This window comes from Thermocrispum sp., from assembly GCF_002919275.1.
Taxonomy (GTDB): Bacteria; Actinomycetota; Actinomycetes; order Mycobacteriales; family Pseudonocardiaceae; genus Thermocrispum; species Thermocrispum agreste.
Genome location: NZ_PKFA01000046.1, coordinates 19,830 through 31,882, shown reverse-complemented (window position 1 = coordinate 31,882; position 12,053 = coordinate 19,830). Strand labels below are relative to the sequence as shown.

9 protein-coding genes are annotated in these 12,053 nt (G+C 69.6%); 3 read left to right on the top strand and 6 right to left on the bottom strand.

Annotated features, from left to right (window positions below; all coding sequences use genetic code 11):
- Positions 1 to 96 precede the first annotated feature (96 nt).
- A complete protein-coding gene (locus CXP56_RS10535; RefSeq protein ID WP_028847104.1) occupies positions 97 to 819 on the bottom strand; it encodes a FadR/GntR family transcriptional regulator in 723 nt (240 codons plus the stop codon).
- 260 nt (positions 820 to 1,079) lie between these two features.
- On the opposite strand from CXP56_RS10535, the gene CXP56_RS10530 reads away from it, so the two are divergent.
- The 3 genes from CXP56_RS10530 to CXP56_RS10520 are packed head-to-tail and all read left to right on the top strand — an operon-like array spanning position 1,080 to position 4,779.
- Positions 1,080 to 2,282: a fumarylacetoacetate hydrolase family protein gene (locus CXP56_RS10530; RefSeq protein WP_028847105.1), complete on the top strand. Its 1,203-nt coding sequence runs from the start codon at positions 1,080 to 1,082 to the stop codon at positions 2,280 to 2,282.
- Positions 2,279 to 3,232: a C-terminal binding protein gene (locus tag CXP56_RS10525; protein ID WP_286900956.1), complete on the top strand. Its 954-nt coding sequence runs from the start codon at positions 2,279 to 2,281 to the stop codon at positions 3,230 to 3,232. The genes CXP56_RS10530 and CXP56_RS10525 overlap by 4 nt, the downstream gene beginning before the upstream one ends.
- A gap of 26 nt (positions 3,233 to 3,258) precedes the next feature.
- The gene (locus tag CXP56_RS10520; RefSeq protein WP_084609118.1) at positions 3,259 to 4,779 is read left to right on the top strand and encodes an aldehyde dehydrogenase (NADP(+)); all 1,521 of its coding nucleotides are present in this window, start codon (positions 3,259 to 3,261) and stop codon (positions 4,777 to 4,779) included.
- A 24-nt stretch (positions 4,780 to 4,803) separates the two neighbouring features.
- Here CXP56_RS10520 and CXP56_RS10515 read toward each other — a convergent pair whose 3' ends face one another.
- The 5 genes from CXP56_RS10515 to CXP56_RS10495 all read right to left on the bottom strand — a co-directional run bounded on the left by CXP56_RS10515 (position 4,804) and on the right by CXP56_RS10495 (position 11,777).
- The gene (locus CXP56_RS10515; protein WP_286900954.1) at positions 4,804 to 6,240 is read right to left on the bottom strand and encodes a hypothetical protein; all 1,437 of its coding nucleotides are present in this window, start codon (positions 6,238 to 6,240) and stop codon (positions 4,804 to 4,806) included.
- An 83-nt stretch (positions 6,241 to 6,323) separates the two neighbouring features.
- Positions 6,324 to 7,718 (bottom strand): WXG100 family type VII secretion target, encoded by a 1,395-nt coding sequence (locus tag CXP56_RS10510; RefSeq protein WP_286900952.1) that lies wholly within the window; start codon positions 7,716 to 7,718, stop codon positions 6,324 to 6,326.
- Complete coding sequence (locus CXP56_RS10505) at positions 7,718 to 8,047, bottom strand: type VII secretion target (RefSeq protein ID WP_028847109.1); 330 nt, start codon at positions 8,045 to 8,047, stop codon at positions 7,718 to 7,720. The genes CXP56_RS10510 and CXP56_RS10505 overlap by 1 nt, the downstream gene beginning before the upstream one ends.
- A 145-nt stretch (positions 8,048 to 8,192) precedes the next feature.
- Positions 8,193 to 10,250 carry a SulP family inorganic anion transporter gene (locus CXP56_RS10500; protein ID WP_051310071.1) on the bottom strand — a complete coding sequence of 686 codons (2,058 nt, stop codon included), beginning with the start codon at positions 10,248 to 10,250 and terminating at the stop codon, positions 8,193 to 8,195.
- A 360-nt stretch (positions 10,251 to 10,610) separates the two neighbouring features.
- Entirely contained in the window at positions 10,611 to 11,777 is a 1,167-nt protein-coding gene (locus CXP56_RS10495; protein WP_051310019.1) for a hypothetical protein, read from the bottom strand.
- Between the last annotated feature and the right edge of the window lie 276 nt (positions 11,778 to 12,053).

Sequence of the window (12,053 nt, the reverse complement as noted above, 5' to 3'; positions counted from 1 at the left end):
CGTCCACCGAGCCGTAATTCGTATGATGATCGGACGATAGAGCAGGCCGTGGACAAGCGCAAGACCTTGACGCGGCAAAGTTCCGGCCGCGCCGTGTCAGCCGGATGGGCGACGACGGCGTTCCTTGTCGGACTCGCCGACCAGCACGTCGGCGTGCCGCATCACGCGGCGCAGATGGTTCTCGCTGGCGAAACGGGCGCGGGAGGGGTCACCGGCGGCGATCGCGTCGGCAATCTCCTCGTGCTCCCGCACCGTGTGACTGGCCTCCGACGGATAGCCGGGACTGTCCCGGTAGACCCGCCGCAGGAAACTGTTCACCGGCCGGATGACCAGCGCGAAGAACGGGTTGCCGCTGGCCTCGGCGAGGATTTCGTGGAACGACAGGTCGGCATCCAGGAAGCGGTCGGTGCCGATCGACGCGGCCAGCTTCCGGTTCGCCTCGCGCAGCCCGGCCAGGTGTTCCTCGCTGCGCCGGGCCGCGGCGAACACGGCCATCTCGACCTCCAGCACCAGGCGCAGCTCCAGCAGCTGCTCGAACGACCCTTCGCTGAGCCGAAGCAGCAGGCCGTACTGGTCGGCGATGAGCCTGCCGTCGAACTCCGCGACCGTCATCCCGCGCCCGGGCTTGACCGTGACCAGCCCGCGCTGGACCAGCAGCCGGGCGGTCTCCCGGACGACCGTGCGGCTCACCCCGAAGCGTTCGGCGAGCTCGGGCTCGGTCGGCAGCCGGTCCCCCACCCGCAGCTGCAGGATCTCCTCCTGCAGCGTGTCCGCGAGGATTTCGGGGAGGCGCTTCCGTGAGCCAAGTTCGGATGCCATGCGCGCGATTCTAAGGACGGGCCGATCCGACCACGATTCGTCGCCCGCCCGCGTGACCTGGGTCAACGTGCTCGGTAGCCGGGCACGACAACCCCCGGCCGGGCACGACAGGCCCCGATCGGGCGACCCGACGATTGTGCTCTGGGTGACTCGCCAATTGCTCGTTCATTCATACGATGATATGACTAACGGTGTGCTGATGCGCCGCGCCTGATGTTCCGGCGGCCGACGACAAGCACGCCAGCAAGGAAGGCGGTCACGTGAATCTGTTGCCCTACTTCGATCGAGTTCTCCCGGACGACGCCGATCGCGCCACGCTGCTCGCTCGCGTGTTCGACCCGGAGTGCGGCGGCCCCTGTGTGGCGGCGATCCGTGGCACGACGGCCGTCGACATCACGTCCGCCGAACCGACCGTTGCCGGCCTGCTGGAGCGCAGCGACGCGGTCGACGTGGTGCGGAACCACGACGGCGGCACCACGTGGCAGGTGCAGGACCTGCTGGAGGCCACGCTGACCCGGGACCGCTCTCGCCCCCACCTGCTCGCCCCGGTGGACCTGCAGGTGCTGAAGGCGGCGGGCGTGACGTTCGTGCGCAGCATGCTGGAACGGGTCATCGAGGAACGCGCCAAGGGCGACCCGGCCAAGGCCGAAGCCCTCCGCACACGGCTTGCCGAGGTCATCCAGGGGCACATCAGCCAGGTTCGGCCGGGCTCGGCGGAAGCGCAGCGGGTCAAGCAGGTGCTCGTCGAGGAGGGCCTGTGGTCGCAGTACCTGGAGGTCGGCATCGGGCCGGACCCGGAGATCTTCACCAAGGCACCGGTGCTGTCCGCCGTCGGCGCCGGCGCCGAGATCGGCGTGCTGGAACGGTCGACCTGGAACAACCCGGAACCGGAACTGGTGCTCGCGGTGACCTCGGGTGGCACGCCGGTGGCGGCCACCCTCGGCAACGACGTCAACCTGCGTGACTTCGAAGGTCGCAGCGCCCTGCTGCTGCCGGAGGCCAAGGACAACAACGCCTCGTGCGCCATCGGCCCGTTCCTGCGGCTGTTCGACGAGCAGTTCACGCTCGACGACGCCAGGCAGGTCGAGGTGACGTTGGAGATCACCGGCCAGGACGGCTACCACTCCCGCGGGGTGAACCCGGTGAGCGAGATCAGCCGCGACGTCACCGAGCTGATCCGGCACGCCTGCGGCCGCCACCACCAGTACCCCGACGGCTTCGTGCTGTTCACCGGCACGATGTTCGTCCCGACCGACGACCGCGACGAGCCGGGCAAAGGGTTCACCCACAAGAAGGGCGACGTGGTGTGCATTTCCTCGCCCCGGCTGGGCAGCCTGGTGAACGTGGTGACCTACGCCGAGCAGGCACCCGAGTGGACGTTCGGGATCCGCGCCCTGATGACCAACCTCGCGGCGCGCGGGCTGCTGCGGGGTGGCGCCGAGGAGACGGAAGCAGTGGCATGACCAAGATCGTCGTCACCGACCACAAGTTCCACGGCACCGAGCACGAGGAAGCGCTCGCCCGCCGGTTCGCCGCCGACTTCTCGGTGCACCAGTGCACCACCGAGGACGAGACCGAGGCGGCCGTGGCAGGCGCGAACGTCGTCTTCGTCAACTTCGCCCCCATCACCGCGCGGGTCCTCCGCGCCATGGCTCCCGGTGCCACGGTGATCCGCTACGGAGTCGGCTACGACAACGTCGACGTGGCGGCTGCGCGGGACCTCGGGGTGTCCGTGGCCAATGTGCCCGACTACGGCAGCGACACGGTCGCCGACCACACGGTCGCCCTGCTGCTGGCGCTGTTGCGGAAGCTGCCCGCCTACGACCGCCGGGTCCGCCAGGACGGCTGGTGCGCCCCCGGAGACCTCGGCCCGCTTCCCGGGTTGTCCGAGACCACCGTGGGCCTGGTCGGCATCGGGCGCATCGGGATGGCCGTGCACCAGCGGCTTCGCGCTTTCGGGTGCACCGTCTTGGCCTACGACCCGTACGCCCGGACCGACGTCGGCACCGGCGACGGACCGCGGTTGACCGACCTGCCGGACTTGCTGAGCGCATCCCACGCGATCTCTCTGCACGCCCCGCTGACCAGCGAGACCAAGCACATCCTCGACGCGGATGCGTTCGGCAGGATGCGCCGGGGCGCGATCGTGGTGAACACCTCCCGCGGCGGGCTGATCGACCACGACGCATTGGCCGATGCGATCGAATCGGGCCGGATCGCCGCGGCCGGCCTGGACGTGGTCGATCCGGAGCCGCTGCCGCACGAGTCGCGGCTGCGCGCCCTCCCCCAGGTCTTGCTCACGCCGCACGTCGCGTTCTACTCGGATTCCTCGCTCGACAATCTGCAGCGGCTCGCGGCCGAAGAGGGGGCGCGGGCCCTCGCCGGTGAACCGTTGCGGTGCAGAGTGGTATGACCCGAGCGACGTCGAGGAAGGACACGATGGTGAGCCAGGGAATCGATCCACGCACCGGACAACCGGTCGGAGAGCCCATCCCCGACCACACCGCCGAGGACGTGCACGCGTGCGTCGAACGAGCTGCACAGGCTGCCGAGTGGCTGGCCGGCGCCTCCTACACCCGCAGGGCGGGCATGCTGCGCGCACTCGCCACGGCGGTGCGGGATGCCGAGGACGAGCTCGTCGCACTGGCGGATGCGGAGACCGCGCTGGGCAAGCAGCGGCTGGTGGGCGAGCTGGCCCGCACGGCGGCGCAGCTCGACATGTTCGCCGACGTCGTCGAGGAGGGGTCGTTCTGCGAAGCCGTGATCGACCACGCCAACCCCGATGCCGTCCCGCCGCACGGCGACCTGCGCCGGATGCTCGTCCCGCTCGGCCCGGTGGCGGTCTTCGCCGCGAGCAACTTCCCGTTCGCCTTCTCGGTGCTCGGCGGCGACACGGCCAGCGCCCTGGCCGCCGGCTGCCCGGTCGTCGTCAAGGCGCATCCCAGTCACCCCGGGTTGTCGAACCGGGTGGCGGAGATCGCTTCCCAGGCGTTGGCCCGCACCGGCGTGCCCGCCGACGTCCTGCAAGTCGTGCACGGATACGAGGCCGGACGACGACTGGTGACCCATCCGGCGATCACCGCGGTCGGCTTCACCGGGTCGACGACGGGTGGCCGGGCCCTGTTCGACCTGGCCAGTCGACGCCCCGACCCCATTCCGTTCTACGGCGAGCTGGGCAGCATCAACCCGGTGGTCGTCACCGAGGCGGCTCTGGCGGCGCGGCGGGAGGACATCGCAGCCGGGCTGGTCGGTTCGTTCACGCTGGGCAGCGGGCAGTTCTGCACCAAGCCCGGGCTGGTGTTCGCCCCGGACGACGAAGCCTTCCGTAAGGCCGTGGCGGACCACGCCCGGTCGGCGCAGCTCGTCCCGATGCTGGACGCCAAGATCCACTCGGCCTTCCAGGACGGGCTCGCGGCTTTGTGCGAGGTCCCGGGTGTGACACCGGTGTTGGGCCCGGAGCGCGTGGAAGGCGCGGGTTATCAGGTGCGTCCGACCGTGTTGGCCGTCGACGTGGAGACGTTCCGGGCCCATGCCGCGAAGCTCACCGAGGAGTGCTTCGGCCCGGTCACGCTGCTGGTGTCCTATCGCGACGCCGCGGGCCTGAAGTCCGCGCTCGACCTTTTGCCGGGCAGCTTGACCGGCTCGCTGCACGCGGAACCGGACGATCCCGCCGCGGCCGGTCTGCTCGGGATCCTGCGAAAGAAGGCAGGGCGGATCATCGTCAACGGCTGGCCGACCGGCGTGGCCGTGACCTGGTCTCAGCACCACGGCGGCCCGTGGCCGGCAACCACCTCGGTGCTGCACACCTCGGTCGGTGCCACGGCCATCCGGCGCTTCCTCCGCCCGGTGGTCTACCAGAACGTGCCGGACGACCTGCTGCCCGCAGAGCTGCAAGAGGCGAACCCGCTGGGCATTCCGCGGCGCGTCGACGGTGCCCTGCAGGCCGGACCCGCGCGGTAGGGCGGCGTCAGCGGTCGGGGACCGTCACCGCTGGAGTGTCCGCTGCCGGACTTGCCGACGTGATGCCGGGCGGGAGCTGGCCGGGATCCCGGCCAGCCGCAGCCACAACCAGATCGGACGCAGCGAACGCTTGAGGGGATAGCGGCGCAGATCGTCCCGGAAGTCCTTGCGCCGAGGCGAGCGAACCCATGCCGGTTCACGGCCGATCGGCGCCCGATGCCACGTCGCCTCGCCCCTGGTGGCCTCGGCGTCCGCCTGCCACGTGCCGGCACCTTCCGCGTCGAAGGTCAACACCCACTCGAACCCGGCCCCACGGCCGGGGCGGTAGCCGGCCGCCCGCAGCCGTCGCAGCGCGTCGACCTCGGGAAAGCCGGTCAGCTCCGTGTCGGCCACCTCGACGACCGGATCACCGAACGGATCGGGTGGGCCCAGTGTGCTGGCCCTGACCACCACCTCTTCATGACTGCCCACTGCCCGGTAGACGAGCCGGCAGCTCAGCCATGCGGGCGGCAACTGGGGGACGACGGCGTCGGCCACACGATCGACCAGCGCGGCCTGCTCCTCCGCGGCGAGCGGCCGGGCGTGAGGGCCGTACTTCCTCGAGTACTTCTCCTCGATCTCCCAGGGGTGGCGTTGTTTGTGGACGCGGAAGCGGACGAAGAAGCGGAACTCGAAGACGAACTTCTCGTCGGTGTTCTCCAGGTGAATGGGCGCGTGCTCGGCCAGCCACGCCCCGACCGCGTTGTCGCGGCCGAGCAGGCGGGCGGCGACGTGCTGCAGCACGGTGTCACAGGCCAGGACCACGAGCACGTAGAGCACGAACGCCACCGCCGTGCACGGCACGGCCAGCAGCCCCGAGCCAGTCCAGTCCCGGAAGAAGGCGTGGAAGCCGGTGGGGATGTCCCATCCGACGACCTTGACGAGTTCGACGAGCAGCCCGCCGTATCCGGCGATGGCCACCCGCGTCGCGACGCCGGCCAGCCATCGGAGCAGCTTCCGGCCGCGCAGGAACGACCAGTCCACCGCAAAACCGGCGACCCACCTGGCGAACTTCATGATCACCGACAGCAGGGCGTAGCTCCCGGCCGCCACGGCGACCGCGGGCCGGAAATCCGTGGTCGTGACACTGACCGTGAACAAGAACGTCGTGAACGACGCCAGCGCCACCTGGGTCGTCCACGTGGCGTAGATCAGGCCCCAGCCGACGATGCGCGCCAGGCGCGAACGTTTCCGCCTGTCCCCGCCGGGTGCCCGGAGCTGGGTCCAGGACACCGCGAGCCAGAAGACCAGCATCACGACGCCTGCGGCGAGCGCCAGCTCGTGTCGCGTGTCCGGGGACACGTCGCTGAACGCGGCCACCATGTTGAGCACGAAGACGGCCAGCAGGCAGCCGATCGGCACGATCAGCACCAGGGCAGCCAGGATCACGCGCGCAGCGACCCGCGCGACCGCCGAGATCATGATCGGAGGCTATCCCCGGTGGCCGACGGAGAAGATCGCTTTCGCCGCTCGGTCAGCCGAATGCCGCAGTCGTTCGCCGCGGATCAGAACGCGTCCAGCTTGCCGCGCGTTTCCTCCTCGCTCGGCGCGTTCTGGCCGGGCTCGTCCTCGTCGTCGCCGGAAACGAGGTCGATGCCTTTGCGGATGCCCCCGGTCACCACCTTGATGGCCGACGATGCGGCGCCTGCGCCACCGTCGTCGAGCGCGATACCGGTGCCGTCGTCGGTGAGTTCGCCGGTGAACACGCTCTTGCGCACAGGTTCCCGGGAACGTTCGACCCCGATGAGGTTGCCGTCGTCGTCGTAGCGCTCTCGGTAGACGTCGCGCTGGTAGCCCTTGCGGAAGCCGTCGTCGACCAGCTCTTTGGTCTGCTTGTCCCCTTCGCCGACGGAGTCGGTCTCGACGTAGGTGCCCTTCAGATCCCCCAGGGACGGGCCGTTGATCTTGCCGTCGGCGTATTTCCTGGCCCCCTTGAAACCGGCCTTGACCACCGACTCGCCGACGGTCTTGCCGACCTTGCCGGCAACCTCCGTGGCCGCCTCGCCGATCAGCCGGCCCGCGACCTTGCCGAACATCTTGCCGAAGGCCTTGCCGGCAAGGTCGCCGAGGAATTTCTCCACCTTGGCCATGAACTTGGCGATCCGGCCGAGGATCCTGGTGAGCTTCTCGACATATTTCATGATCTTGGGGAAGGTGATCGCCAGTTTGGCCATCACTTCCGCCATGCCTTCGGCGATCGACGCACCGAACGTCACCACGCTTGCGGCCAGCCGCGGCACCATGATTTTGATCGCTTCCGCCACGAAGTCGGAAATCAGCGATTTGACGACCGTTTCGACTGTCTCCATGAGCAAGGCCGAGCTCTGCAGCACCTCGGCGACCCGGACCGAGGCCGCGCTGACGCCGTTGATGCCGTCGGCGAACTCGGCCAGCGCCTTCTTGCCTGCCTCGGAGGCGTCGCCTGTCCACTCCTTGAGGCGATCGTCGGAGACCTCGCACAGGTTCTTGCCCATGTCCTCCAGGCCCTTGGCGATCCCGACGAAGTTCTCCGCGCCCTTTTTGAGTGCCGGCCCGTCACCGGTGACGAAGTGCAACGCGTCCTGCAGCGGGGTCACCACGGCCAGCAGCATGTCCAAACCGTTTCCGACCAGCCACGCGATCGGGTCCGACGCGAAGCTGGTGATGTCCCCGACCGCGCTTGCCACGAAATCCGTGGTGTCGAGGACGACGTTGGCGGCTGCGGTGGCGACGTCGCCGACGCCGGCCTGCCCTTGCATCAGGTCCGCGACCGAGGTCGCCAACCCGGCGGTGCTCTTGGCCATCGCGAGCCGTTCCGACCCGAGCGGTTCGGCCTTGACGATGTTCTCGGCGTACTCCTGCACAGTCGGATCGGTCGACTTCAGCTTGACGTTCTCGGTGGCGTCTTCGACCTCGGCCATCAGTCATCCCCCAGGCGCTCGGCGATCGACTTGAACGCGCCGGCGATCTCGTCGTCGGTTTCCGTGTAGACACGTGCCGCCGCGGAGAACTTCTCCCCGGCCTGCCTGCAGCCCTCCTGCATCTGGTCGAGCAAGCCCTTCAGCGAGCCGAGCATGTTGGTGTAGCCCTGTTTGGTGAACAGCCCGACCGCGCCCCACGATTCATTGCTGACGTCGGCCTTGTCGACCAGTTCCATGAACTTCCCCGCCTGCTCGGTGTACTGCGGCAGGTCCTTGGTGGCGAAGTTCTTCATGACCTCGGCGTCGACGACGAAACCGGCCCCCTCCATGGCGGTCCTCCCAGTGTTGTGCCATCCCGCCAGCATCGTACGAGATCGGCATGAAGATCGTTGGTTGTCGCCGAATTGGTTCGCACAGGTGAACCGACGGGTATTTCCGGCGCACGTCCAGCTCGTGGTGCTTGCGTGAAATGTCTCAAATCGCGACGGATTCCTGCTCGTCCTCGTCAGTCGATTCGCTGCGCCGGAGCTGAACGAAGTGACCGGATTCGTTCGCGCGGTATACGTCAGCGGCGTCCACGTACATGCCGACAACGCGGAGCTGACCTGCCGCCTTCGCGGCCGCGACCACGGGATTGCGGTTCACATGCTCCAGTTGGTGCAGGACGTTGCGCAGGGCCAGGCGGTCGGCCGGGTCGGCTGGAAGCGCACCGTCGAGGGTGGGGTGTTCTCCGCCGGCCGGAGGCGGGGCATGCTCGTTCCGGGCCCGCATGGCACGGCAGCCGGAGTGCCCGCACACCACGATCTTCCGCACGTGGAGGACACGCACGGCGAACTCGATCGACGCGACGACGGAACCGGCGGGCCCGGTACGAGCGGTAGGCACGGTGTTGCCCTCGGTGCGTACGGTGACGATGTCACCCGCTGGGGCGGGCGGGTGCAGATTCGGCAGCACCGGTGCATCCGTGCACGCAATGACCAGAGCGCCGGAGCGGGACATCGCCTGTGGCAGCCCGGGCCCGGTGATCGTCCTCTGGCCGCGCTGCCGCGGCGCAAGGGCATGCAGCCATGCCCGGAAACCTCCTGAAGTGTGGACCGGCGCCCCTTTCCGGCCGAACCATGTGTGACCGACTTCGATGACGTTCACCCGGCCGCCCGCACGCTCGTGGCCGTGTTTCCAGGTGGACAGGTACTCGAACGCGGCATGGTCCACGTAGTCGGCGACGAGTTCGATCGTCACCACCGACCCTGCCTGCACTGAGCCGAGAACGCGCGACAAGCGCGGCACGGCCAGCGCGGTCACGGCTCCCTCGATGCTGACCCGCCATCGTCCGGGCCCGGTCTCCTCGCCATGGATCCGGGCCCTCACCCTGCGGTGCAGCGTCAGCAGCAGCGACACGGCGATCCCGGTCAGCACGCCGACGAGCAGGTCGAGCACGACGACGCTGATCAAGGTCACCGCGTAGACCGGCAGGTCCCCGTGCGCACGCACCGTTCCGATGTGGTGGGGTGCGACGAGCTTGGCACCCACGTGCACCAGCAGCCCGGCCAGCACCGCCAGCGGGATCTGTTCGAGCAGGCCGGCCAGCAGCGCCACGAACAGCAGGATCCAGACGCCGTGCAGGATGGCGGAGGCCCTGGTGCGCGCCCCGGCCGCCACGTTCGCCGAGCTCCGCACGATCACGCCGGTGACCGGCAGGCCGCCGCACGCACCCGAGGTCATGTTCGCCAGGCCCTGCCCGACGAGTTCCCGGTTCAGCTTGGCCCGGGGACCGGAGTGCAGCCGATCGACGGCGACCGCCGACAGCAGCGACTCGACGCTGGCGATGAGCGCGACGGTCAGCGCGGCCATGAGCACCTGGGGCCAGCCTCGCTGCGGGAGTTCGGGAACGAGATCCAGGGAGAGCAGCCCTCCGGCTACGTCGACCCGGCTGACGTCGGCCGAAGTCAGCGCGGCGACGACCGTAGTCGCCGTCACCGCGACGAGCGGGCCGGGAACGTGACGCAACGGCGCAGGGACGCGTGACCACACCAGCAGCACGGCGATGGTGCCCACACCGAGCAGGACCGCGGTGTCGTGGTGCCCGGCCAGTTGGCCGGGCAGGTCGGCGATGTTGGCCAACGCCGAGCTCTGCGGGCTGCCGCCCAGCACGATGTGCAGCTGGCTGAGCACGATCGTCACCCCGATCCCGGCGAGCATTCCGTGCACGATCGCCGGGGAGATGGCCAGGGCGGCCGTGGCGACCCGGCTGAGGCCGAGAGCGATCTGGATCGCCCCGGCGATCACGGTGATCAAGCAGGTGACCGCCCACCCGAACTGGTCGATGGTTTCCGCCATGACCACCGTCAGGCCGGCCGCGGGACCGCTGACCTGCAGTGGCGATCCGCCCGCTGCGCCTGCCACCACTCCCCCGGCGATCGCGGCGATCAATCCGGCGGCGATGGGCGCGCCGGAGGCCAGGGCGATGCCGAGCGACAGGGGCACGGCGACCAGGAAGACCACCAAGGAGGCCAGGACGTCGTGCCGGGCGATCGTGCCTGCGACGGTGCTCAGCGCACGGTCACCGGACGTGCCGGGCCGAGCGGTTCGCCGTCGGTCGCGCGTCGCTGTTGGGGCCACCAGGTCCTCCGTCCCGCTGAGATCCGTCTTCCGAGCCGACAGCGACGGCGACTCTTCTCTTGTCCTTCCAGGAAAGCATGACCGATGTTGATCATGGTGAGGGCAGCGGCCCGGTGACGGCCGGAAGGACACAAGATCGTCACATGACGCAGGACCTGGCGGCCCGCGTGCACGGAATGAGGTGGCCCGATTCTCACCCCGCAGCGGTACGTCACCGCCCGGCCCGTCACGGATCGTCACGAATCTCGGTCGATGCACCACCATCGGTGAAAATCACGTGACGATCCGGTCAGATTCGCTCGCTTCCGGTTCGGCGCCGCCACCGCGCTCGCCGAGCCAGCTGGCCGCGAAGGACGCCAGGTCGGCCACGGCGACGTACTGCTGGTCCTGGTCGCGGCGCTTGCTCTCCCGGATCAGCTTCTCCAGCGCCGCACGGGCGCGACGTAGGCGCGAGTCCAGCTCGCTTCGCGCAGCTTGGAGTCTGCGTTCGTAGCCGACGATCTCGGCGGCATGCTCCCGCTCGATGCGGCGTACTTCGTCGCGGTGCTCTTCAGCGAGCTGCTTCATGGACGCCGTGGCGGATGCCGTCGCCGCAGCGATCTCTTTGGCGGCTTGTGATCGGGCCTCGGCGATCCGGGCGTCGGCCGCGGCCCGCGCGCGGTCTCGCTCCTCGACGGCGGAATCGGCGCGCTGTCGTTCCTGCTCGGCGCTGCGCTGCGCGTCAGCGAGCTGCCGGCGCAACGCTTCCACGGTCGCCTGGCAGGCGGCCAGCTCCGCCTGGGTTTGCGCCAGCCGCTCGCGGTCGCGTTCGGCGGCTTGTTCCGCCCGTTCTGCCCGGCCGGCGTGCTGCTCCGCGGCCGACTGAGCGCGAGCCGCCTCCGCTTCCGCCTGCCGTTGGCGTCGTTCGGCCTCCTGCGCGCGGCGCTCGGCTCGCTCTCGCTGCTTCTCGGCCTCCCGCTGCGCTTGCTGTGCCGCCTCGGCCCGTTCCTCGGCCTCGCGGCGCAACCGGGCGTCGGCTTCGGCACGGCCGAGAGCGTCCCGTTCGGCGGCCTCTGCGGCCTCGGCTCGGGCAAGCGCGGCCTTGACGGTCTCGTCCAGGCGGACTCGCACGCCGTGGAGCGTGTCGGTGAGGCCGGCGATCGCACCCTCGGGGCCGAGCAGTTGCTGCACGGTGGTCACCTGCTCGGTGAGCAGATCCAGGTCGGCGTTCGGGACGGCTTCGGCGCCGAACACCTGCCGTACCTTCTCCAGGGCCGGCCCCAGCTCCGCGCAGGTGATGCCGTACTCGGCCTCGAACCGGCCAGTGCCGTCGGCGCAGTACTTCCGCGGCCGCGAGCGCCCCTTCTGTTCCGGCAGCACCTGCTGGCAGCACTGACAGCGGTTGACCGGCCGAGCACCGCCTCCGCCGGAGGCCTCGTGCGCATCGGGGGTGCTGGTCACATCGCCTGCATCCCGGCCTCCGGATGCACCGACCGCACCAACCACACCCGGCGCGTCTGCTGGGCGTGCGCCGCCAATGCCGGCCGCTCCGGCCGACGCCGTCGCCTCACCCGACGCTGTCGCATCGCCCACGCTCGCATCACTCCTGCTGTTCGCGCGCTGCGCTCCGTTCTCGTTCGACATCTCGTTCCTGCCTGCGTTTTGCCTGCTCCCGCCCGGCCGCCGGACCGCGCCGTCCGGCGGCAGATCCAGCACCGTTCCTCCGTTACACGCCAT

Bases quoted from the DNA above. Each gene is read 5' to 3' on its own strand.
- CXP56_RS10525 (WP_286900956.1), top strand. From the start codon at position 2,279: ATGACCAAGATCGTCGTCACCGACCACAAGTTCCACGGCACCGAGCAC.
- CXP56_RS10515 (WP_286900954.1), bottom strand. From the start codon at position 6,240: ATGATCTCGGCGGTCGCGCGGGTCGCTGCGCGCGTGATCCTGGCTGCC.
- CXP56_RS10510 (WP_286900952.1), bottom strand. From the start codon at position 7,718: ATGGCCGAGGTCGAAGACGCCACCGAGAACGTCAAGCTGAAGTCGACC.
- CXP56_RS10505 (WP_028847109.1), bottom strand. From the start codon at position 8,047: ATGGAGGGGGCCGGTTTCGTCGTCGACGCCGAGGTCATGAAGAACTTC.
- CXP56_RS10520 (WP_084609118.1), top strand. From the start codon at position 3,259: ATGGTGAGCCAGGGAATCGATCCACGCACCGGACAACCGGTCGGAGAG.
- CXP56_RS10535 (WP_028847104.1), bottom strand. From the start codon at position 819: ATGGCATCCGAACTTGGCTCACGGAAGCGCCTCCCCGAAATCCTCGCG.